Raw genomic sequence first — 22,047 nt, forward strand, 5'->3', positions numbered from 1 at the left:
ACGACTAGCCCAGATAGCCCGGCACGAAGCCATATTGCGACGGGCATCCGCAGGGATAGCCGGGCGGCCCGGGCGGCTGCGCCCAGCACCAGAAGAATTGGGTGACGCAGATCGTCCCCGGCGCATGCGGCGGGACTTGCGCAAGAGCGGGCCATGGCAGCAGCGCCGCGCCGACGGCGAGGGCCAGGACGACCATGGTTCGTGCAACGCGCGCCTTCAATCCAGCCCCCAAAAAGCCAACCGCGCTTACTCACATGCGCGGTGACTTTCCGAAAATACCGGAGCGACGTCCGTGAAATGGCTCACGCTCTGCTGGATATTTGGCGCCAAGAAAAAGGCGCCGCACCCTGGCGGCGCCTTGCCGTTCGAAAGCGGTTCAAGCTAGGCGGCATTACGCTGCAAGGCACGCTGGTTCGATGCATAGATCGTGTCGCGCTCAGGCAGAGCGCCGGTCTTCAGGCAATCGATCCACTCGGCGGTCTTCAGCACCGCGGCGAAGCGCGACTGCAAGACGACGCTCACCACCCGGTGGATATCCTCGGCCGATGCATAGCCGGCGCTATTGGCATAGGGCACCGAGCCGCTGGCATCGGAAAGGAACTCGACGGCAAAGCCCATATGAACAGCGTGGATGATGGTCGACAGATCGCAATTGTGGGTCATGTAACCGACGACCGCGATCGTATCGATGGCGTTGGCGCGCAGCCAGGCCTCGAGATCCGTGCCGGTGAAGGCCGAAGGCAGCGTCTTTTCGACATAGTGGTCGCGGCCGCGCCTGGCGATCTCGGGATGCAACTCGCCGCCATGGCTGCCCTTGGCGAAGATCGGCGAGGTCTCGGGCGCCATCTGCCTGACCACGACGATCTTGATGCCGGCCGCCGCGGCGGCATCCATGGCGCGCGCAACATTGGCGACCGTCTCGGTGAATGGCGGATGTTGGATGGCGAGATTGCCGCCATTGTAGTCGTTCTGAACATCGACGACGACAAGCGCGCGGCGTGGCTGGGTGGCGGGAGCTGACATGGCGGTTTCCTTTCGATCGTGTTGATGGGTCAAAGCTAGTCGGCTGGTTCGGCTCCAGAAAGTGGCCCGATTGACATCATTCGAAAGAATTGGGACATTCGACTTTCAACGGAACGATATTTGTCATGAAGAACCCGATCATCGCCGCCGTCGCCTTCGACGGTATCAGCCCGTTTCATCTCTCCGTGCCGTGCCTGGTGTTCGGCGCCGATCGAACCAAGCTTGGGCTGCCGCGCTTCGACTTCCGTGTCTGCGCGATGGAGGAGGGACCCATTCATACCGATGCCGGGCTGAGCATCCTGGTGCCGCATGGACTTTCCGCGCTAGACGAGGCCGACATCGTCATCATTCCGAGCTGGAAGGATCTCGAGGCTCCGCTGGCCGCGCCGTTCAAGGATGCGCTGCGACGCGCGCATCGGCGCGGCGCGCTGATCGTCGGCTTGTGCCTCGGCACCTTCGCCATTGCCGGCGCTGGATTGCTGGCCGGGCGCAAGGCGACCACCCATTGGGCTTATACCGACCGGTTGCAGGCGCTGCATCCCGATCTCGCGATCGACGCGGACGTGCTCTATGTCGACGACGGCGACATCATCACGTCGGCCGGCGTCGCCGCCGGGCTAGACTGTTGCCTGCACATCGTGCGCGCCCGCTATGGCGCGGAGGCCGCCCTTCGGCTTGCCCGCCATGTTGTGCTCTCGCCGCACCGGCAAGGCGGACAGGCACAGTTCATCGAGCGCCCGCTTGCGCCGACGCCGAACGCGGACCGGTTCACGCGCGCTCTCGACCAGGTACGGGCAACGCTCGGCGAAACGCACTGTCTCGACAGCGTCGCCGATAGGGCTGGCCTCACGCGCCGCACCTTCACCCGTCGCTTCCAGAACTCGATCGGCACCAGTTTCGGCGACTGGCTCGCCGACCAGCGCGTGGCACTTGCGCAAAGGCTGCTGGAGCAGACGGACAAATCGATGGACATGGTGGCCTTCGAAGCGGGCTTCGGCAGCGCCACGTCGCTGCGCCAGCATTTCGCCGCACGGCTCGGAACCTCGCCGATGCGGTACAGGCGCGAGTTTTCGGGGCGGGTCAATCAGGACGAGCACATGAAGCACGCGTCTTGAGAACAGCAAAGGGCACCGCATCGACGCGGCGCCCTTTGCATTCTCCAGTCTCATTCGTCAGGCAACGTCTTGCGGCGATGGCGCGCGCTTCCGGCCGGTGACCATCGCCCGAACCAGGTTCTCGCCATGGCGCAGGCTTGCCAGAACCACGCCGCCGACATGCAGGCCGATCAGCACCAGGATACCATTGCCCAGAACCTTGTGCGTGTCCTCAACCCAGGCAACGCCCCACCAGGCGTCGGCGGTCTGCATCCATCCGGTCAGCGCAATTCCCGCGATGCAAATCACAAGCGCCAGCACCATGGCGCCGCCAGCAGGATTGTGGCCGAGATATCGCCTCTCACGGCCATGCACCACGTCGGCGAGATACGATCGCACCATGCGCGGTCCGCGCACGAATTGATCGAAGCGCGTATACCCGGACCCGGCCAGCCCCGCGACCAGGCGCGAGGCGATCAGGACTCCGGCGCAATAGCCGGCCAGCTCATGCACCTTCATGATTTCCCCGGAAGAAAGCCACGCCACGGCAATGCACAGAACCAGCGACCAGTGGAAGAGGCGAACATAGGAGCTCCAGACCCTGACCGAGGTTTCCCGTGTCCAAAGAGTGGCGTTCATGGCGATCAACCGTCGTCGGAATCGGCGCCGACCGACTCCAGCGTCTTGGGATTGAACACGCCTTCCAGCCTCTTGCCGCTGGCGTCGACCGCCTTGGCTTCGTAGCAGCCGTTTTCGGTCTTGATGCTGCGGACCTTCCAGCCCTCTCCTTCCAGCTTCTTCTGCAATGCCTCGCGCGGCTGCCACTGGTCGGTCGGCACGTTGCATCGGTCTGCTGCGAAGGCCGGCGCGGCCAGGCCCAGCGCCAGCGCGGTCAGGACGATTGTTCTCATATCGGTTTCTCCATCGGTTGATTCCGATGCCGAAAAACCTGCGACCGAAAGCTGACAGCAGCCTGAACGCCGGCCGGTTCTTGCAAATGCCGCACTTGGAGAGCAGACGCGCCGATTGATGGGACTGGCGTTCAGGCTACTGTCAGTATCGTTCTGCATGGGACGGATGGTTAGGCTGCGGAGGCGGCGTGCGTGTTCTGTTGATCGAGGATGATCGCGTGCTGGGTGAAGCCGTGCGCGACCACGTGGCCGCCGATGGCCATGCCGTCGATTGGAGCGGCACACTTGAGGAAGCCCGTGAGCATTTGCGTGTCGTGACGTATCAGCTGATGCTGCTCGATCTGCATTTGCCGGACGGCAAGGGCCTGGAATTCCTCAAGGTTTTCCGCCGCGGCGGCCACCGCACTCCGGTCATGATCCTCACCGCTCGCGATCAGCTCTCGGACAGGATAGACGGGTTGAATTCCGGTGCGGACGATTATCTGGTCAAGCCATTCGATCTGGGCGAATTGTCCGCCCGCCTGGCGGCGGTGGCGCGCCGCTATGTCGGGAACCCCAACCCGCTCATCCGGATCGGGCCGGTCGAGGTCGACACTGCCCATCGCCGCGTGCTGGTCGGCGGCAGGGAGATCCAGTTGACCGCCCGCGAATGGACCGTGCTGGAACAATTTCTCGGCCGGCCAGGCGTCACGGTCAGCAAGGGTCAGGTAGAGGACGCGCTTTACGCTTTTGGCGCCGAGGTGGAGAGCAATACCGTCGAGGTCTATGTGAGCCGCCTGCGCAGAAAACTCGGCCGCGACGTGATCGCGACCGTGAGGGGGCTGGGCTATCGCCTAGTGGCCCGATGAGCTGGCGATTCAGCCTTGTCGGACGGCTGGTCGCCTCGTTGATCATCGTAACCGTCATGTTTGGAGTTGTGGCTGCCGCCACCGGAACCTTCACGCTTCATCGCGAAATCAACGAGGCCATGGATAATTCGATGCAAGAGGCGGCCCACAGGTTGCTGCCGCTCGTCATTGACGACCTCTTTGGACGCGAAACGCTTCAGCCTCCGCGCGAACTTGCGGAGGCTGTCTCGCAAGAAGAAGATGGCCAACGGCTGATCTACCAGGTGCGGGACAGCCAGGGTCGGATAATGCTCCATTCCCACGGCGCGCCAGCCACTCCGCTGACGACCGGGCTCACGCGAGGCTTCTCGCAAGAGGCGGGATGGCGCGTCTACACCGAGCCGGCGGTAAGCGGCACCTTGTTCGTCCAGGTCGCCGAGAGCGACCAGCGCCGCAATGAAGAGACGTTGGAAGCCGCCGCCGGCTTCCTCGTACCGATGATTGCCCTGACACCGCTCAGCGCGATACTTGCCTGGCTGACCCTGACACGGTTCATGCGCCCGATCGGAAAGCTGCGTGCCGACATCAGCGCCCGCGATGGCGACAATCTCGCCGCGATCGACACCGAGCATCTCCCCGTCGAGCTTGCGGCAATCGCCAAGTCGGTCAACAGGCTGATGCGGCGGCTCCACATGGCAATGGAAGCCGAAAAGGAATTCACCGCCAACGCCGCCCACGAACTGCGCACTCCGATCGCCGGAGCGTTGGCCCAGGCCGAGCGGATGATCGCCGAGGCAACCGACGATGCGGGTATGAAGCGCCCGCGACAGATCAAGGCGGCGCTCGTAAGCCTGTCCAACCTTTCGGAGAAACTCATGCAACTGGCGCGCGCCGACGCCGGAATTGCCGCCGGAAAATCGGCTGATCTGGGCGCAGTGGTTGCGCTTGTGGTCGCGGATTTCGAACAGCATGCCGAGAACGAATTCCGGTTGAGCCTCGAAAGGCCGTCAAAAGGCACGGTGGAGGTGGCCATCGACCCCGACGCGCTGGCGATCGTGACGCGCAACCTGATCGAAAACGCTCTTCGACACAGCGCCCAGGATCGAACGGTGGTGATACGTGTCGACGACAGCGCGGGGTTGAGCGTGATCAACGGAGGTCCCGTCGTGCCGGCGCCCGACAAGCTGCTGAGACGCTTCGAACGCGGAACGACGCCTTCTGGCGGCTCGGGTCTCGGCCTGGCGATCGTCAGCAAGATCCTACAGCAGACTGGCGCGACACTGAGCCTGAATTCGCCGGCATCGGGCCGCGAAGACGGTTTCGAGGCGACGATCCGGTTTGCTTGCGCCACGGCAATTCCAGGAACCCTGCGCGACGGCTTTCCGTCAGGAAGCGCATAGAACAGCATACCGGAACGCTCGAACCGCAGGGCGCTCAGCGAGGCGCAACGCTTCGCGCCGGGTTGCCGACGACGGTGGTGTTCGCCGGCACGTCGCGCGTCACCACCGCACCCGCGCCGACGATGGCGCCCTCGCCTATGTTGACGCCGGCGAGGATGACCGCGCTGCCGCCGATCCAAGCATTGTCGCCGATCGTCACGGGCCTGGCGATCTCCAGCCCGGCCAGCCGGCCTGAGGCCTCGCGATGATGCTCGGCGCAGTAGATCTGCACATTGGGCCCAAGCAGAGTTCCCTTGCCGATGCGCACCGGCGCGGTATCCAGGATGGTGCAGCCGGCATTGAGGAAGACGCCATCGCCGAGGAACAGGTTGAAGCCATAGGCGCAATGGAACGGCGCCTCGATGCGAGCCCGCTCGCCCACGCCGCCGAGCAGCGCCCGCAAGGCCGGAGCGATATTGCCGCGCCGCCGGGGCGGCAGGCCGTTGTGCTCGAACACCGCATCGCGCGCGGCAACGCGCAACGCCTCCAGCTCATCGTCGATGCAGGTGTACCATTCGCCCGCCGCCATCTTCATGCGTTCGCTTGTCGTCATGGTGGCACCTCCAGGTTTCGTCTGCTGCCAAAGCATAATCGCCAAAGCATAATCGATTGTCTGACAAAAGCCCCGTAGCCAAACGCTTGGCTTATGCTAGCCTGCCGTTGCGAGACCATGCGACGGTCTCAATTTGGGGGGTCGATCATGCTTTACATTCTTGCACTGCTGATAGGCGTCATTGCCGGCCTGCGCGCCATGACCGCGCCCGCCGCCGTCGCCTGGGGTTCGTATCTCGGCTGGCTCCCGGTCGCAGGCACCTGGGCAAGCTTCATGGGTCACTGGATTGCCGTCGGCATCTTCACCATCCTGGCAATCGTTGAGCTGGTCACCGATCAGCTGCCGTCGACGCCGAGCCGGAAAGTGCCGCAGCAGTTCGGCACCCGCATCGTGACCGGCGCCTTCTGCGGCGCAGTCATCGGCGCGACCGCCAGCGCCACCATCGGCGGCCTGGTCGCGGGCGCGATCGGCGCGGTGATCGGCACGCTGGGCGGCGCCGAAGCGCGCGGCCGGCTGGCCGCCGCTTTCGGCAAGGATCCACCCGCCGCCTTCATCGAGGACGCGGTGGCGATCATCGGCGGGCTGCTCATCGTGGCGGCGGTCGCATGAGCGCAAAAAGCTTCGACGCCATCGTCATCGGCGGCGGCCAAGCCGGCCCGCCGCTCGTCGGCCGGCTCGAGGCCGCCGGCATGAAGGTCGCGCTGGTCGAGCGCAAGTTCATCGGCGGCACCTGCGTCAACACCGGCTGCATGCCGACCAAGACGATGGTGGCGAGCGCCTATGCCGCGCATCTCGCCCGCCGCGCCGCCGACTACGGCGTCGCGCTCTCGGGCCCCGTCGGCGTGGACTACAAACGGATCAAGGCGCGCAAGGACAAGGTCACCAACGACGCCCGCGGCAATCTCGAAAAATGGATCGCCGGCATGGAGGGCTGCACGCTCTACCGCGGCCATGCGCGTTTCGAATCCGCCGACACTGTGCGCGTCGGCGACCAACTTCTGACCGCGCCAAAGATCTTCCTCAACACCGGCGGCCGCGCCTCGGTACCCAACCTGCCCGGCGTCAACGACGTACCCTATCTCACCAATGCCTCGATGATGGACCTCGATGTGCTGCCCAGCCATCTGATCGTCGTCGGCGGCAGCTACATCTCGCTCGAATTCGCGCAGATGTTCCGCCGCTTCGGCTCCGAGGTCACGGTGATCGAGAAAGCGCCGCGGCTGACCGGCCGCGAGGACGAGGACACCTCCGCGGCCATCCTGTCCATCCTCGAAAACGAAGGCATCGACGTCCATGTCGGCGCCGGCGATATAAGCTTCGCCAAACAAGGCAGCGACATCGCCGTCACCTTCTCCGCCGACAAGCCGCCGGCCATCGGCTCGCATGTGCTGCTGGCACTGGGGCGCGTTCCGAACACCGACGATCTCGGCCTCGACAAGGCCGGCGTCGCGGTCGATCAGCGCGGCTTCGTCGTCGTCGACGACCAGTTGCGCACCAATGTGCCCGGCATCTGGGCGATGGGCGACTGCAACGGCAAGGGCGCCTTCACCCATACCTCCTACAACGACTTCGAGATCGTCGCCGCCAACCTGCTTGACAACGATCCGCGCAAGGTCAGCGACCGCATCGAAGCCTATGCGCTCTATATCGATCCGCCGCTTGGGCGCTGCGGCATGACGGAAGCCGCCGTGAAGAAATCCGGCCGCCGCGCGCTGGTCGGACAGCGGCCGATGACGCGTGTCGGCCGCGCGGTCGAAAAGGGCGAGACGCAAGGCTTCATGAAGATCCTGGCCGATGCCGACACCGGCGAAATCCTCGGCTGCTCGGTGCTCGGACCGGGCGGCGACGAGGCTATCCACTGCGTGCTCGACCTCATGTATGCCAAGGCACCGATCTCGACGCTGGCGCGCGCCATGCACATCCACCCCACCGTCTCGGAGCTGCTGCCGACCATTGCCCAGGAGCTGAAGCCGCTGGCTTAGAGCAAGTCCAGGAAAAGTGCGAAGCGGTCAGGCTCGGCGACTTTGCCGCAGCCGTGAAACAAAGGTCTCTGAGCCCAGCCGGGCGCTCTTCCGTTTCTGCATTGCTGCGTTGCAACAATGGCGCTTGTGCGCCGGGCATATCCAGCCCCAGTCTAAATTTTGAACCGATTCAGTCCGGACATCCCATGCCGCTGCCGATCCTAGCGCTCGCCATTGCATCCTTCTGCATAGGCACCACCGAATTCGTCATCATGGGCCTGCTGCCGGAAGTCGCGGCCGACCTCGGCGTCTCGATCCCATCGGCTGGCCTTCTGGTAACCGGCTATGCGCTGGGCGTCGTCTTCGGCGCGCCGATCGTCGCCATGGCAACCGCCCGCCTGCCACGCAAACCGGTGCTTGTCGGCCTCGCCACGCTCTTCGTCATCGGTAACCTCTTCTGCGCCATCGCACCGAACTACTGGCTGCTGATGGCCGCGCGCGTCTTCACCGCTTTCGGCCACGGGGCCTTCTTCGGCATCGGCTCCGTCGTTGCAGCGAGCCTCGTGCCGCGCAACAAGCGGGCGAGCGCTATCGCGCTGATGTTTGCCGGCCTGACGCTCTCCAACATCCTCGGCGTTCCCGCCGGCACGGCGCTCGGCGAGACTTTCGGCTGGCGTGCCACCTTCCTCGCCGTCGTCGGCATCGGGCTGGTCTCGGTCGCGGCCATCGCCTGGCTGGTGCCTTCGGATGTCACCGAACCGAGCGGCGGCGGGCTGATGGGCGAACTGCGTGTGTTGCGCAGGTTGCAGGTCTGGCTGGCGATGCTGATCGCCTCGCTCGCCTCCGCCAGCCTGTTCGCCGTCTTCACCTACATCAAGCCTTACCTCACCGACGTCTCCGGCCTGTCGACGGCGACCGTCACCTGGGTGCTGCTGCTGTTCGGCGCCGGCATGACCATCGGCAACATCATCGGCGGCAGGCTTGCGGACTGGAAGCTGATGCCGACGGTGATCGCCACGCTGCTCGCCATGGCGCTGCTCTTCGTCGTCTTTACCGAGCTCGGCGCCATCGCAAGCGTGGCTGTCGCCATCGTCTTCCTGTGGGGCATGCTGATCTTCATCGTCGTGCCGCCGCTGCAGATACGCGTCGTCGAAGCGGCTGCCGAAGGACCGAACCTTGCCGCCACGCTCAACCAGGGCGCCTTCAATGTCGGCAATGCCGGCGGCGCCTGGATCGGCGGCCTCGCCATCTCCTGGGGCGTATCCTACGCCAACCTGCCGCTGGTGGGCGCGGGGCTCTCGCTTCTGGCCGTCGCCGTGGCCGTGCTGTCGCAGGCGCTCGACCGCCGCACGGTCCTGCAGCCACAACCGGCTGAATAAGGCTCGGCGTCTTCGCCCTAGCAGCTCGGCGTCTTCGCCGTAGCAAGGCTCGGCGTCTTCGCCGTAGCAAGGCTCGGCGTCTTCGCCGTAGCCACCCTGCCCCGACAGCACGGCACGGCTGGACCACTCGACAGCCCGATCGCAAAAATGCATGGGTGAAACCTCTTCACGCGGAGGTGTCCCATGCAGAAGACGATCGAGCGCATCGCCGGCGACAGCGAGGGTGTCGTTTACGAATTTCCGGTCCTGCGCTTCGAGGGCAAGGACAAGGCGGCTCCTTCCGCCTATCTGCAGGCGGCGCTGCATGCCGGCGAGCTGCCGGGCGTCGTCGCCATCGACGCGCTGATGCCGATGCTGGCCAAGGCGGAGGCCGAGGGCCGCATCAAGGGTCCGATCACCATCGTGCCCTGGGCCAATCCGATCGGCCGCGCGCAATATCATTTCGGCGAGCATCAGGGCCGCTTCAATCTCGGCACCCGGACCAACTTCAACCGCTCCTTTCCGTTGCTTGCCGCGCCCGACGCCAGGCTGTTGCCCGATGTCAGCCTCGGCGGCGCCGATCGCCGGCTGAAGAACCGGCTCGTCCAGCTCTCCCTCGGCAACGACATCGTCCTTGACCTCCACTGCGACGACGAAGGCCTTGCCTATCTCTACATCCACACCAGCCTGTGGCCGCATATGGCCGACTGCGCGGCCGCCATGGGCGCCGAAGCCGTCCTGCTGTGGAGTGAGGACAACACCGGCACCTTCGAAGGCGCCTCGATCATGCCCTATCAGAACGTGCCAGCGAGCGTCGCGCGCTTCGACCGCCGCGCCGTCACCACGGTCGAATATCGCGGCATACTCGATGTCGACGCCGCGCTCGCTGCTTCTGATGCCGCGGGACTCTACCGACTGCTGGTGACGCGCGGTGTCGTTCAGGATTCATCCGTACCGAAATTCGAGAAATTTTCCGGCCCTGTCGTGCCGCTGGAAAACATCGACATGATGCCTTCGTGCAGGGCCGGCGCGATCCTCTACGACGTCAAGCCCGGCGACCGCGTCAAGAAAGGCGACAGGCTGGCGACGATCGTGCATGCGCCCGGCGAGGCTGGCGGCCGCACGGAAGTGTTTGCCCCGCAATCGGGCTTCATCCTGACCCGCCGCGCGCGCCGCATCATCCGCGCCGGCGAGGATCTTCTGAAGCTCGCCGGCGACGCCAGGAGCAGCGACGCGCGCTCCGGCACGCTGGAAGACTGAGGCCGCGCGTTCGGCATCGGCGTGAAATCCAGTTGCATGGACCTCCATTCGCCGCTATGGGAGTCGCCATGAACATGCGTTCGAACAAGACCGTTTGGTGGTGGGCTCGCTGACAGCGGCCTGTTCGTGCGTGTGCGCGTGAAAGTAGAGGGTGGCCGCAACGGAATGTCCGGGCGGCCATTTGTTTTTTAAAGCCATTCCCGGGTCCGTTGCCCAAAACGCTGATGGAGACGGCAATGACGACTAAAGTTCTGGACAACGGGGCGGAGCGTTTCGTCACCGCGGGCGGCGTGACGATCACCCGGGAACGCCACGACCGGCCCTATGAAGGCGCGATCGATGCCTATGTCGACGGCCTGAATTCGCGCCGGGGCGCAGTGTTTTCCTCCAACTACGAATATCCGGGCCGCTACACGCGCTGGGATACGGCCATCATCGATCCGCCGCTGGTCATCTCCGCGCGGGGCCGCACGATGCGCATCGAAGCGCTGAACAAGCGCGGCGAAGCGCTGTTGCCCGTGATCGGCAAGGCGCTTGCCAGCTTGAGCGAAGTGACGATCTCCGAGACCTCGAAGACGCTCATTCGTCTCGATGTGGCGAAACCCGGCCGCGTCTTCACCGAGGAGGAGCGCAGCCGCGTTCCGTCGGTCTTCACCGTGCTTCGCGCCATCACTGCGCTGTTCAAGACCACCGAGGACGCCAATCTCGGCCTTTACGGCGCCTTCGGCTACGACCTGGCCTTCCAGTTCGACCCGGTCGACTACAAGCTCGAGCGCAAGGAAAGCCAGCGCGATCTCGTGCTGTTCCTGCCTGACGAGATCCTGGTCGTCGACCATTATTCGACCAAGGCCTGGACCGACCGCTACGACTATTCGGGCGAGGGTTTTTCGACCGAGGGCCTGCCGCGCGACGCCCATGCCGAGCCGTTCAAGACCGCCGACCGCATCCCGCCGCGCGGCGATCATGAACCGGGCGAATACGCCAACCTGGTGCGGCGCGCCATGGAGAGCTTCAAGCGCGGCGACCTGTTCGAAGTCGTGCCTGGACAGATGTTCTACGAGCGCTGCGAGACCCAGCCTTCAGACATCTCGCGCAAGCTGAAGTCGATCAACCCCTCGCCCTATTCCTTCTTCATCAATCTCGGCGAAAACGAATATCTGATCGGCGCCTCGCCCGAGATGTTCGTGCGCGTCAACGGCCGCCGCGTCGAGACTTGCCCGATCTCGGGCACAATCAAGCGCGGCGACGACGCCATTTCCGACAGCGAGCAGATCCTGAAGCTGCTCAACTCGAAGAAGGACGAGTCCGAGCTCACCATGTGCTCGGACGTCGACCGCAACGACAAGTCGCGCGTCTGCGAGCCGGGCTCGGTGCGTGTCATCGGCCGCCGCCAGATCGAGATGTATTCGCGCCTGATCCACACCGTCGACCATATCGAGGGGCGGTTGCGCGAAGGCATGGACGCTTTCGACGCATTTCTCTCGCATGCCTGGGCAGTCACCGTCACCGGCGCGCCGAAGCTGTGGGCCATGCGCTTCATCGAGCAGAATGAGAAGAGCCCGCGCGCCTGGTATGGGGGGGCGGTCGGCATGGTCAACTTCAACGGCGACATGAACACCGGGCTGACCTTGCGCACCATCCGCATCAAGGACGGCATCGCCGAGGTCCGCGCCGGCGCCACGCTGCTTTTCGACAGCATTCCCGAGGAAGAAGAAGCCGAAACCGAACTGAAGGCATCCGCCATGCTCTCCGCCATCCGCGACGCCAAGACCGGCAACGCCACCGGAACCGAGCGCACCACCGCGCGCGTCGGCGACGGCGTCAACATCCTGCTGGTCGACCATGAGGACAGTTTCGTCCATACCTTGGCCAACTACTTCCGCCAGACCGGCGCCAACGTCTCCACGGTTCGCTCGCCGGTGCCGGAGGAGGTCTTCGAGCGGTTGAAGCCGGATCTCGTCGTGCTGTCGCCCGGACCGGGCACGCCGAAGGATTTCGACTGCGCCGCCACCATCAGACGAGCGCGCAGCCGCGACCTGCCGATCTTCGGCGTCTGTCTCGGCCTGCAGGCACTGGCCGAGGCCTATGGCGGCGAACTCAGGCAGTTGCACATCCCCATGCATGGCAAGCCGTCGCGCATCCGCGTCTCGAAGCCCGGTATCATCTTCTCCGGACTGCCCAAGGAAGTGACCGTCGGCCGCTACCACTCGATCTTCGCCGACCCCGTGCGCCTGCCCGACGGTTTCGTGGTCACCGCCGAGACCGAGGACGGCGTCATCATGGCTTTCGAGCACCGCAAGGAGCCGATCGCGGCGGTGCAGTTCCATCCGGAATCGATCATGACGCTCGGTCACAATGCCGGCATGCGCATCATCGAGAACATCGTCGCGCATCTGCCGCGCAAGGCCAAGGAAAAGGCCGCTTAGAAAAGATGGCGCAAACGCTGGACACGACAGCGGCCGCGGCGAAAGCCGCGACCCGGGAGAAGGTCGCCAGGCTTGCCTTCTGGTCGATCGTCGTCGCCTGCGTCGTGCTGGTCTTGAAGCTTGCCGCCTGGTACATCACCGGCTCCGTCGCGCTCTATTCCGACGCGCTGGAATCGATCGTCAACGTGATTGCCTCGGCCGCCGCCTTCTGGGCGATCCAGGTCAGCTACAAGCCCCCCGATCAGGACCATCCCTTCGGCCACCACAAGGCGGAGTATCTTTCAGCGGTGCTGGAAGGCGTGCTGATCGTCGTCGCGGCGCTGCTGATCCTCAACGAGGTCTGGCGGTCCTGGCAGCATCCGGCCCCGCTCGAACAGCCCTGGGAAGGTCTTGCGGTCAACGGCGTCGCGACGGTCATCAATGCGATCTGGGCCTGGACGCTGATCCGCACCGGCCGGAATGCGAAGTCGCCGGCCCTCGTCGCCGACGGCCAGCACATCATGACCGATGTGGTGACATCCGTCGGCGTGTTCGGCGGCCTTGTCGGCGCCGTGCTCACCGGCTGGCAGATCCTCGACCCCGCGCTTGCCGTCATCGTCGCGCTCAACATCCTGTGGCAGGGCTGGCATGTCATCGGCTCCTCGATGAACGGGCTGATGGACCGCGCCGTCGACAACCACGAACACATGCAGATCCGCGACATCATCTCGGCCAATTCGAAGGGCGCGCTCGAGGTCCATGATCTCAAGACACGCATAGCCGGGCGCGCCACCTTCATCGAGTTCCACCTCGTCGTCGATGCCGACATGACGGTCGGCGCCAGCCATGTCATCTGCGACCGCATCGAGGATGCGCTGAAAGCCGAAATCCCCTCGGTGCGCGTCACCATCCATGTCGAGCCGGACGACGAGGCGAAGCTGCCGAAAGGCACCACGGCGGTGCCTTTCGCTTGACGGTGTAAGCATGGCAGACGTTGGAGATTGGCCGGAGCCTCTCAACTTCGTCATTCTAGGGCGGAGCAGGAGCGAAGCTCCGTCGCGAAGACCCTAGAATCCATTCCGTTACCTTCGCCAAGGCGTGCAACGGAACAAAATTCTGCACCGAGGCGGCGCTTCCAAGTCACGGCATGGATTCTATGGTCTGCGCCGCGTCGCTTCGCTCCTTGCTCCGCCATAGAATGACGAAGCGCTGGTCACGGCGCGCAGGCCGACTGTGGCAGTGGCTGCAGCCGATAGACCTTGTCGTCGGATCTGGTCTTGCCATTCGCCGCCTTCGAGCAGAGATTGAGGACCGCCACCGCATTGTTGGGGTTCGCGACCCTCATCGTGCCGTTGGCACCGCGCTTGAGGAAAATCTCCTTCTGCGAGATGTCGCAGGAAAAGTCGCTCATCTTCGAGCTGGCCGAACAGCGCCACTGGTCGGCCTCGCCCTGGCAGGAATAGGTCTGCGTGACCTTTTTCCCTTTCTGCCTCGTCGTCACCGAAACGGCGATATCGGCGCCATCGGGCCAGTTCGCGGCATCGCCGCCAGCGGCGAAGGAGGCAAGCTCGACGGGTCCGCGGAAGATGCGGATCGATTGCGTGAGCTGGTTGGGATGCGACTTCAGATGCGCATCGTCGTAGTCACGCCCGAAGCAGAAGGGCTGATCGGGCTTCAGCCGCACGCGCAGCGGATCGCCAAGCGCCGGGTCGATCGGATCGATGCGCGCGAACTCCGCCTTGCAGCTGTCGGCCGGCATCGGATCTAGTTTGAAATTGTCGTCCTCGCTGCCCAGCGCCTGCTTGTTGTATTCCGCTTTGCCGAGCTGTTCTTCCGAATCCGGGTCGAGATAGACGTCTTGCGACAAACCGGACAGAAGCAGCTTTCCCTTGTCGTCGACTTTCAGCGAAGCCAGCGTGCGGTCGCAATCCATGCCGCAACGGACGCCGCTCGCCTTGTCGCTTGGATCCTCCTTGTTGCACCAGCTGCTTGCCCATTCCGGCTTCTTGGCGCCGCGCGCCGTGGTGGCAAGGAAGCCGTTATAGGAAGTGTCCTGGTTGGCGGCGGGTTCTTCGTTCGGCCGGCTCACCGGGTCATGGCCGTAGAGGAAGAAGATGCGAGCCACCTTCTGATGCGGATGCGCCTTGAGATGGGCGGCGTCGTAGACGCGGCCGAAGCAGGCGTCGGCGCCGGTCGGGCTGAGCTCGGGAAGTTTGGGCGGCTGTTCGGCGCGCGCCGCGCCGGCAAAAGCGGCAAGGGTGGCGCAAAGCGCCACGCCCGCCATGGTCCTCGCCACCATGGTCCTCGATGTCATGTGATCCTCCTCCCACCGACAGGGCCGGGATATGCTAGTCTAGGCGTGCCGCCTGAACCACGCAAAATCGCGCGAGCGGGCGAGGCAAGGGAGGATAGGATGCTGCGCCGTGACATTTTTCGTGCCGGTCTCGCAGGCGCCATGGGCCTGTTCGGCCTGAGCCGGGCAAATGCGGCAACACCTGAGGGGCGGCTGAAAGTCGCCTATCACCTCAGCGACGCGGACAAGGTCAACTTCGTCCTCGGCAACATCAAGAACCACTATGAAGGCACCGGCGGCAATGTCGATATCGTGCTTGTGGTGCACGGTCCGGCTCTGGCCGCCTTCAAGTCCAAGGGCGCTTCCGGCGCTGTTTCCAGCCGCTTCGCCGGCCTGGTCCAGCAGGGACTTGTCCCGCAAGCCTGCGGCAACACCTTGCACGGCATGGATATCGCACTGACCGACCTGCTGGCGGGCTTCGAGCTTGCCGAGAAGGGCGGCGTCGTGAGGCTCGCCGAGTTGCAGCACCAGGGCTATGTCTATCTCAGGCCCTGAATGCGCGGACTTGAAGGCCAGGCCGACAATGGCCTACGAAGGATGGCAGCCTGGAGGCCAGCCGACATGACGACACTTGCCATCCCCGATCTTGCCGGAAAGGCGGTGCTGGTCACCGGCGCTTCGACCGGCATCGGCGCGGCCCTTGCCCGTGCTTACGCGGCGCAGAAATGCCGCGTGGCGCTGCATTACAACGCGAGCCTAGCGCCCGCCGAAATCGTGGCCGGATCCATCCGCGACGATGGCGGCGAGGTGTTTCTGGTCCAGGGGGACTTTTCGAAACCTGCCGACGTCGAGCGTGTCGTCGAGGAGAGCGCAAACCATTTCGGCCGGCTCGACGGCCTGGTCAACAATGCCGGTGGCATGCTCGGCCGCGTCGCTTATGCCGATCAGGACGAGGCGCAGTACGACGCGGTCATGGACCTCAATGCGCGCTCTGTCCTGACCGCCTCGCGCAAGGCGATACCGTGGCTGAAGCGCCAGGGCGGCTTCATCATCAACACCACTTCGATCGCCGCCCGCAACGGCGCCGGCGGCGGCGCCGGCCTCTATGGTTCGTCCAAAGCCTTCGTCTCCAACGTGACGCGCGGCATGGCCAAGGAGTTGATCGGCTTTGGCATCCGCGTCAACGCCGTGGCGCCGGGCACGATCCTGACGCCCTTCCACGAACGCTATTCGAACGCCGAGCAGATCAAGGCGATGGTCGCCACCATACCGCAGGGCCGCGCCGGAACGCCTGAGGATTGCGTCGGCGCCTATCTGTTCCTGTCGTCCGACCTGTTGAGCGGCTACATCATCGGCCAGGTGATCGAGGTCAATGGTGGCCAGTTGATGCCGTGAGCGGTCGATTGCATACTCGGTGCAGCGCGCAACCTGGAGGGAGAGCAAAGGCATGTACGGACTGATCGGCAAGATGCGGGCGGCGCGCGGCCAGCGCGATGCGGTCATGGACGTGCTGCGCGAAAGCACCGGCGCCCTCCCCGGTTGCCTGAGCTACATCATCGCCATCGATCCGGTCGACGCCGACGCGATCTGGGTCACCGAAGTGTGGACCGACCAGGCGAGCCACAAGGCCTCGCTGCAATTGCCGGAAGTCCAGGCCGCGATCGCCAAGGCGCGTCCCTTCATCGCCGGCTTCGAGTTCCAGGTCGAGACCAACCCGGTCGGCGGCTTTGGACTTCCCGCGCCGGAAAAGGCCGGCTGACTGGGGAACAGCTCTATCGTTTGTTGGAGCACCTAATGCGGACCGTGAGCATCCACCATGCAAAGACTAATTTTATCACGTCTGGTAGACCAGGCCGCCGGAGGTGAGCCGTTTATCATCACTAAGGCAGGCAAGCCGTTGGTCAAGGTCGTGCCTATCGGTCAACCTACCACTGCGCAGATACGGCGTGTGGGCTTTATGGCTGGCCAGTTTTCCAGCCCCGAAAGTTTCGATCGCATGGGTGGCGAAGAGATCGAAGCGTTGTTTGGCATGGACAAGTGAGGGTGTTGCGGCCCTGCCAACAAGGTGCCACGGGGGTTCGCATTCCCGGCTCCGGGTCTAAGACCAAAAGGTGGACTCCTCACCAGAGCGCCCTCGGACGCGGCGCTTCTGGAGCGCATGGCGCGGAATCTCCTTCGTCATGGCGCTGCAGTCGGCGCGCTTTCTGGTCGTGCTGCTCATTGGGCCAAGCGTAGCCAAGCTGGTGGCGCGAAACGTCGGGACCTGATCCGAGCTATCCAATGCCAAAGCATTCCAGGAAAGTGCTCGGCGGTTTTCCGTCCGGATTGTGTAAGAACAGAAAATTGGAGGTCGGCAATCCTGGCGGGATGCTGAATTGCTCTAAAGAAGCAGGGGAATTGCCGATGAACCGCCGTTTGAACGCCGTCGATCTTTCCGGCCGCATCGCCGTGGTGACGGGCGGCGCGCAAGGCATCGGCCTTGCGGTCGCGCGACGCCTGCTGTCGTCGGGCGCCGGTGTCGCTATCTGGGACGTCGACCAGGCCGCGATGGCCAAGGCCGCCGCCGAACTCGCTTCGCTCGGCCGCGTCGAGGCCATCCTTTGCGACCAGTCGCAGATCGAGGCCGTCGACCGCGCCGCCACTGAGACCGAGCGGACGCTCGGCCCCGTCGATCTCCTGGTCAACAATGCCGGCATTGCCGGGCCGGCGGCGACGGTGGTGGACTACGATCCCGCCGCATGGCGCCAGATCGTCGATATCGATCTCAACGGCGTCTTCTATTGCTGCAAGCGCCTCGTGCCCGGCATGATCGCGCGCAATTACGGCCGCATCGTCAACATCTCCTCGGTGGCCGGCAAGGAAGGCAATCCCAATGCCGCCGCTTATTCCGCTGCAAAAGCCGGCGTGCTGGCGCTGACCAAGTCGCTCGGCAAGGAACTCGCCGGCCACGACATCGCCGTCAACGCGCTGACTCCCTCGCCTGCCCGCACTCGCATTCTGGAGCAACTCACCGAGGCCCAGGTCGCTTATATGCTCGGCAAAGTGCCGCGCGGCCGTTTCGTCGAGGTCGAAGAGGCGGCCGCCATGGTCGCCTTCATGCTGTCGGACGAGAACTCCTTCACCACCGGCGCGACCTTCGACCTCTCCGGCGGACGCACGACCTACTGATCATCGCCGCGGGCTCTCGTCCCGCCCTGCCGCAAGCCATTCGGGCAGGAAATCGACGAAGACGCGGACCTTCGGCGAGAGGTGGCGATTGGACGGCCACAGCATGCGGAACTGGCCGCGGCCGTCGACATCGTCTTCAAGCACGGTGCGCAGCTTTCCCTCATGCAGCGCCTCCCGCACCAGGAAATCGGGCATGCAGGCGATGCCGAGACCGGCAAGCGTCGCGCCCTTCAACGCCTCCATGTTGTTGCAGGTCAGCATCGAACGGATCTGCGGCGCGGCGCTCCCGGTGATGAACGGCCAGTCGAGCAGCCTGCCGCTGTTGAGAAAGCGGAAATGTATGCCGAAATGCGCCGTGAGATCCGCGGGCGTGCGGGGCGTGCCATGCCGGTCGAGATAGGAAGCGGCCGCATACAGAAGCATGCGAAAGGGCGCGACCGGCCTCGACACCAATCGTGAGTCGGGCAACTCGCCGCTGCGGATCGCGACGTCGATACCTTCGTCGATGACGTCGACGATGCGATCGTTGAAATCGATGTCGAGTTCGATTTCGGGATAGCGGGCCATGAACTCCGACAGCACCGGCAACAGCAGGTGATAGGTGACGATCGGCGTCGAGATGCGTAGCCGGCCATGCGGCGTCTCGCGTGTGCGCGACAGCATCGCCTCCGCGTCTTCCATGTCGTCGAGGATGCGGCGCACCCGCTCGTTGAACAGCTTGCCCTCCTCGGTCAGGCCGATGCGCCGCGTGCTGCGCTGCAGCAGCCGCACGCCAAGCTCCTGCTCGAGCCGGGCGACGCTCTTGCCGACGGCGGAAGCGGAGATGCCGAGCGCCCGTCCGGCGGTGACGAAACTGCCGAGCTCGGCAGTGCGGGTGAAAGCCAGAAGGCCGTTTAGACGATCCACGGTACAAGCCTATTCGAGCCCTATTCGAGCGTTTCATTCCGGGATGACTGGAGATCTAATACTATTTTGCCGGAAATGTCACCGCCCTATCTTGTCGTTACGATCGGCGCCGCCAGTCAGGGGCACGCCGGCAAGCCCGCCACAGATAGGAAAATCCATGACTTTGATGACCAGAACCGGCCCGGCCGGCAGATGGCTTGTGTTGCTATCGGTTTGCCTCGCAGCCATGACGATGCCGTTGAGCTTCACCGGCCCTGCCGTGGCGCTGTCCCGCATTGCCGCCGATCTCGGCGGCAGTCCGATCGAACTCAACTGGGTGACCAATGCCTTCATGCTGACCTTCGGCGCCGGCCTGATGGCGGCCGGGGCGCTGGCCGACAACCATGGCCGCAAGCGGATCTTCCTCGTCGGTCTCGCGAGCTATGTGCTTGCCGCGCTGAGCTGCATGCTGGCGCCGGACATCGTCTGGTTCGACATGTTCAGAGCCCTGCAAGGCATTGGCGGCGCTGCCGCCTTCGCCGGCGGCGCCTCTGCGCTTGCCCAGGAATTCGATGGGCAATTGCGGCTGCGCGCCTTCAGTTTCCTCGGCACCAGCTTCGGCATCGGGCTCGCCTTCGGCCCAGTCGCCTCCGGCCTGCTCATCGATACATTCGGCTGGCGCGCGATCTTTCTTCTCGTGGCGGCGCTTGCGATTGCTGCCGCCGCACTTGGCCTGCGCACCGTCGCCGAATCGCGCGACCCTGACGCAACCGGACTCGACTGGGCGGGAGCCGGCACCTTTACCGTCGCGCTTGCCGCGCTGACCTATGGCGTGCTGCAGGCGCCGCAGAGCGGCTGGGCCAATCCCTTCGTTGTCGCGCTTCTCGGCGTGGCCGCCATCTTCTTTGCCGCCTTCGTCATTGTCGAGCGGCGCGTGCGCCGGCCGATGCTGGACCTGACGCTGTTTCGCTTCCCGCGTTTCGTCGGCGTCCAGTTCCTGGCCGCGGCACCCGCCTATGCCTTCGTCGTCCTGCTCGTGCTCCTGCCGATCCGCTTCATCGGCGTCGAGGGGATGAGCGAGATCAAGGCGGGGCAATTGATGATCTGTCTCTCCGGGCCGCTGCTGATCTTGCCGCTGCTGGCCGGCCAGGCGGCGCGCTGGATCGCTCCGGCGACGATCTGCGGTGCTGGCCTGCTCGTCGCCGCGACCGGCCTTGTCTGGCTCAGCCGGGTGCCCGCGGCGGACAGCGCGCTGGTGGCTCCGCTGATCCTGATCGGCATCGGCATCGCCTTGCCCTGGGGGCTGATGGACGGACTTGCCGTCAGCGTCGTGCCGAAGGAGCGCGCCGGCATGGCGGTCGGCATCTTCAACACCACCCGCGTCGCCTGCGAGGGCGTGGCGCTGGCGATCGTCATGGCGACCTTGTCCGGTTTCACGGCCGCGCGGCTCGGCGCTCAAGGGCTGGCCTCGCCCGCCGAAGCGGTCGCGGCGGCGCAACTTCTGGCAACCGGCAACATCGTGGGAACGGTGCAACATCTGCACTTGGCCGACGCCAGTGCCCTGGTTCAAGCCTACGAGACGGCCTTCGACCGGTTGCTCGTCGTGCTGGCGACCATCACCGTGCTGACCGCCATCGTCGTCTTTCTCGGCCTGCGTCGCGGATCGGCGCCGGAACAAGACGTCGCTCCTATCCCGGCCTGCCAGGAAGGCTGACGTCACCAGGCCGGGCGCTCTTCTTCCGGCCTTCTCCGCCGACCGCCCCACGGCCTGTCCGGCCTCAGCTGATGATCAGGCTTGCGATCCGGTCGCCGTCCAGCGTGAAGGCCATGTCGCCCTCGCCATTGAAGCCGTTGCCCGTCACGGCGACGCGGGCACGGTAGACGCCGTCGCGCTGCGCGACGCGCACGATGCGAAGGTTGGACTGGACGCCGATATTGTCCGACTGGTTCCACCGCGCGATCCCGTCGCGGCCGTGGAAATCGCGACCCCAGTCGCTCAGGAAAACATCGTCGGTAAATGCGGCCAGAAAGGCTTCGGTATCGCCGGCATTGGTGGCTTCGACAAAGCGGCGTATCGCGTCGGGCGTGGTCATCAGTCCAACCTGTGCATAAGGTCGTCATCCAGCCAGCGCCCGAAGAAATAGACAAGCTGCTTGTGCCACCACGGCCAGTCGTGGCTGACGTCGCCGCCCCAATAGTCGACCCAGGCTGGGATGGATTTGTCGCGCAGCACCTGTTCCAATTCGCGCGTCTCGACCAGCATGCGCTCTTCCCAGGCGCCCTGCCCGCAGCAGAAGATGAGCCGCAGCGCCCTGAGCCGCCCGAGCAGCTTCTGGTCGACGATGCCGGGCAGATAGTCGAGCGGCGAGTTGAAATAGATGTTGCCTTCAAGCGTCCGGCCGAAGAAATCGCGGGCCGAATAGACGCCGGACAGCGAGATCACGCCGCTCGCCAGCTCTGGGAAGCGGAACACGAAATTGGATGAGTGGTAGCCGCCCATCGAGCAGCCGCAAAGCAGCGGCTTCAAGGCGCGGCCGCCATTGGACTTGGCGGCGACCGCCTGCAACTCCGGCAGCGCCTCCTCGCGCACATAGCGGAAATAGGCCTCGTGGCGGGCGATGCGATGCGCCGCGTCGGCATGCTTGTTGAAGAAGGATTCCGAATCGATGCCGTCGAGCGTGAAGAGCTGGATGCGGCCGGTGTCGATGAACTCGGCGAGCGCGCCGACGCCGCCGGAATCCTCGAACTGATAGAACCGCCCCTGCGAGGTCGGGAACACCACCACCGGGCGCCCGGCATGGCCATAGCGCTTGTATTCCATGTCGCGGCCGAGATTGCGGGCATGGCCCTTGTGATAGGAGACGTCCATC

At 64.7% G+C, this 22,047-nt stretch carries 24 protein-coding genes and 1 pseudogene; 15 read left to right on the forward strand and 10 right to left on the reverse strand.

What is annotated here, in order from left to right; genetic code table 11:
• Positions 1-4: 4 nt before the first annotated feature.
• Both FJ418_RS01050 and FJ418_RS01055 read right to left on the reverse strand, forming a co-directional pair.
• On the reverse strand, positions 5-196 hold the full coding sequence (locus FJ418_RS01050) for a hypothetical protein (RefSeq protein WP_210243133.1): 192 nt from the start codon (positions 194-196) through the stop codon (positions 5-7).
• Positions 197-381: 185 nt separating this feature from the next.
• Entirely contained in the window at positions 382-1,023 is a 642-nt protein-coding gene (locus FJ418_RS01055; protein ID WP_140858715.1) for a cysteine hydrolase family protein, read from the reverse strand.
• Positions 1,024-1,148: 125 nt separating this feature from the next.
• On the opposite strand from FJ418_RS01055, the gene FJ418_RS01060 reads away from it, so the two are divergent.
• Positions 1,149-2,138 (forward strand): helix-turn-helix domain-containing protein, encoded by a 990-nt coding sequence (locus FJ418_RS01060; protein ID WP_140863143.1) that lies wholly within the window; start codon positions 1,149-1,151, stop codon positions 2,136-2,138.
• Positions 2,139-2,195: 57 nt separating this feature from the next.
• Here FJ418_RS01060 and FJ418_RS01065 read toward each other — a convergent pair whose 3' ends face one another.
• Positions 2,196-2,756, reverse strand: a complete 561-nt coding sequence (locus tag FJ418_RS01065) for a cytochrome b/b6 domain-containing protein (RefSeq protein WP_140863146.1) — start codon at positions 2,754-2,756, stop codon at positions 2,196-2,198.
• 5 nt (positions 2,757-2,761) lie between these two features.
• Positions 2,762-3,028 carry a PepSY domain-containing protein gene (locus FJ418_RS01070; RefSeq protein WP_140653284.1) on the reverse strand — a complete coding sequence of 89 codons (267 nt, stop codon included), beginning with the start codon at positions 3,026-3,028 and terminating at the stop codon, positions 2,762-2,764.
• A 188-nt stretch (positions 3,029-3,216) separates the two neighbouring features.
• Here FJ418_RS01070 and FJ418_RS01075 point away from each other — a divergent pair, with 188 nt between their 5' ends.
• On the forward strand, positions 3,217-3,876 hold the full coding sequence (locus tag FJ418_RS01075) for a response regulator transcription factor (protein WP_140863150.1): 660 nt from the start codon (positions 3,217-3,219) through the stop codon (positions 3,874-3,876).
• Positions 3,873-5,255 carry an ATP-binding protein gene (locus tag FJ418_RS01080; RefSeq protein WP_140863153.1) on the forward strand — a complete coding sequence of 461 codons (1,383 nt, stop codon included), beginning with the start codon at positions 3,873-3,875 and terminating at the stop codon, positions 5,253-5,255. Before FJ418_RS01075 ends, FJ418_RS01080 begins: the two co-directional genes overlap by 4 nt.
• 34 nt (positions 5,256-5,289) lie before the next feature.
• On the opposite strand, the gene FJ418_RS01085 is transcribed toward FJ418_RS01080, so the two are convergent.
• Positions 5,290-5,847: a sugar O-acetyltransferase gene (locus FJ418_RS01085; RefSeq protein ID WP_140863155.1), complete on the reverse strand. Its 558-nt coding sequence runs from the start codon at positions 5,845-5,847 to the stop codon at positions 5,290-5,292.
• 147 nt (positions 5,848-5,994) lie between these two features.
• On the opposite strand from FJ418_RS01085, the gene FJ418_RS01090 reads away from it, so the two are divergent.
• The 6 genes from FJ418_RS01090 to FJ418_RS01115 all read left to right on the forward strand — a co-directional run bounded on the left by FJ418_RS01090 (position 5,995) and on the right by FJ418_RS01115 (position 13,805).
• A complete protein-coding gene (locus FJ418_RS01090) occupies positions 5,995-6,456 on the forward strand; it encodes a DUF4126 domain-containing protein (protein WP_140858720.1) in 462 nt (153 codons plus the stop codon).
• Positions 6,453-7,829 carry an FAD-containing oxidoreductase gene (locus tag FJ418_RS01095; RefSeq protein WP_140863158.1) on the forward strand — a complete coding sequence of 459 codons (1,377 nt, stop codon included), beginning with the start codon at positions 6,453-6,455 and terminating at the stop codon, positions 7,827-7,829. The genes FJ418_RS01090 and FJ418_RS01095 overlap by 4 nt, the downstream gene beginning before the upstream one ends.
• A gap of 185 nt (positions 7,830-8,014) precedes the next feature.
• A complete protein-coding gene (locus FJ418_RS01100; protein WP_140863161.1) occupies positions 8,015-9,187 on the forward strand; it encodes an MFS transporter in 1,173 nt (390 codons plus the stop codon).
• Positions 9,188-9,370: 183 nt separating this feature from the next.
• Positions 9,371-10,426 carry a succinylglutamate desuccinylase/aspartoacylase family protein gene (locus FJ418_RS01105; RefSeq protein ID WP_140863164.1) on the forward strand — a complete coding sequence of 352 codons (1,056 nt, stop codon included), beginning with the start codon at positions 9,371-9,373 and terminating at the stop codon, positions 10,424-10,426.
• Between the two features lie 236 nt (positions 10,427-10,662).
• Complete coding sequence (locus FJ418_RS01110) at positions 10,663-12,852, forward strand: anthranilate synthase (protein ID WP_140863167.1); 2,190 nt, start codon at positions 10,663-10,665, stop codon at positions 12,850-12,852.
• Positions 12,853-12,857: 5 nt separating this feature from the next.
• Positions 12,858-13,805: a cation diffusion facilitator family transporter gene (locus tag FJ418_RS01115; protein ID WP_140863180.1), complete on the forward strand. Its 948-nt coding sequence runs from the start codon at positions 12,858-12,860 to the stop codon at positions 13,803-13,805.
• 239 nt (positions 13,806-14,044) lie between these two features.
• Here the strand turns inward: FJ418_RS01115 and FJ418_RS01120 are convergent, their stop codons facing one another.
• The gene (locus FJ418_RS01120) at positions 14,045-15,145 is read right to left on the reverse strand and encodes a hypothetical protein (protein ID WP_140863186.1); all 1,101 of its coding nucleotides are present in this window, start codon (positions 15,143-15,145) and stop codon (positions 14,045-14,047) included.
• A 99-nt stretch (positions 15,146-15,244) separates the two neighbouring features.
• Here FJ418_RS01120 and FJ418_RS01125 point away from each other — a divergent pair, with 99 nt between their 5' ends.
• From FJ418_RS01125 to FJ418_RS01145, 5 genes and pseudogenes are all read left to right on the forward strand, one after another.
• Positions 15,245-15,679 (forward strand): DsrE family protein, encoded by a 435-nt coding sequence (locus FJ418_RS01125; RefSeq protein ID WP_140863189.1) that lies wholly within the window; start codon positions 15,245-15,247, stop codon positions 15,677-15,679.
• A 66-nt stretch (positions 15,680-15,745) separates the two neighbouring features.
• Positions 15,746-16,519, forward strand: coding sequence for an SDR family oxidoreductase (locus tag FJ418_RS01130; protein WP_181166803.1), 774 nt, complete (start codon positions 15,746-15,748; stop codon positions 16,517-16,519).
• Between the two features lie 52 nt (positions 16,520-16,571).
• Complete coding sequence (locus FJ418_RS01135) at positions 16,572-16,883, forward strand: putative quinol monooxygenase (protein WP_140645698.1); 312 nt, start codon at positions 16,572-16,574, stop codon at positions 16,881-16,883.
• Between the two features lie 35 nt (positions 16,884-16,918).
• Positions 16,919-17,165, forward strand: a pseudogene (locus tag FJ418_RS01140) (type II toxin-antitoxin system Phd/YefM family antitoxin).
• A 374-nt stretch (positions 17,166-17,539) separates the two neighbouring features.
• Positions 17,540-18,292, forward strand: a complete 753-nt coding sequence (locus FJ418_RS01145) for an SDR family NAD(P)-dependent oxidoreductase (protein WP_140863441.1) — start codon at positions 17,540-17,542, stop codon at positions 18,290-18,292.
• Here the strand turns inward: FJ418_RS01145 and FJ418_RS01150 are convergent, their stop codons facing one another.
• Positions 18,293-19,198: a LysR family transcriptional regulator gene (locus FJ418_RS01150; RefSeq protein WP_140863195.1), complete on the reverse strand. Its 906-nt coding sequence runs from the start codon at positions 19,196-19,198 to the stop codon at positions 18,293-18,295.
• Positions 19,199-19,276: 78 nt separating this feature from the next.
• Positions 19,277-19,447, reverse strand: coding sequence for a hypothetical protein (locus tag FJ418_RS32225; RefSeq protein WP_226892271.1), 171 nt, complete (start codon positions 19,445-19,447; stop codon positions 19,277-19,279).
• On the opposite strand from FJ418_RS32225, the gene FJ418_RS01155 reads away from it, so the two are divergent.
• Positions 19,365-20,891: an MFS transporter gene (locus FJ418_RS01155; RefSeq protein ID WP_246682908.1), complete on the forward strand. Its 1,527-nt coding sequence runs from the start codon at positions 19,365-19,367 to the stop codon at positions 20,889-20,891. The genes FJ418_RS32225 and FJ418_RS01155 overlap by 83 nt on opposite strands.
• Before the next feature lie 64 nt (positions 20,892-20,955).
• Here the strand turns inward: FJ418_RS01155 and FJ418_RS01160 are convergent, their stop codons facing one another.
• Positions 20,956-21,270, reverse strand: a complete 315-nt coding sequence (locus tag FJ418_RS01160) for a nuclear transport factor 2 family protein (protein ID WP_140863201.1) — start codon at positions 21,268-21,270, stop codon at positions 20,956-20,958.
• Positions 21,270-22,046: an alpha/beta hydrolase-fold protein gene (locus tag FJ418_RS01165; RefSeq protein WP_140782403.1), complete on the reverse strand. Its 777-nt coding sequence runs from the start codon at positions 22,044-22,046 to the stop codon at positions 21,270-21,272. Before FJ418_RS01165 ends, FJ418_RS01160 begins: the two co-directional genes overlap by 1 nt.
• Between the last annotated feature and the right edge of the window lies 1 nt (position 22,047).

The sequence above is a fragment of the Mesorhizobium sp. B2-8-3 genome, assembly GCF_006440815.1.
In the GTDB taxonomy this organism is placed as follows: Bacteria; Pseudomonadota; Alphaproteobacteria; order Rhizobiales; family Rhizobiaceae; genus Mesorhizobium.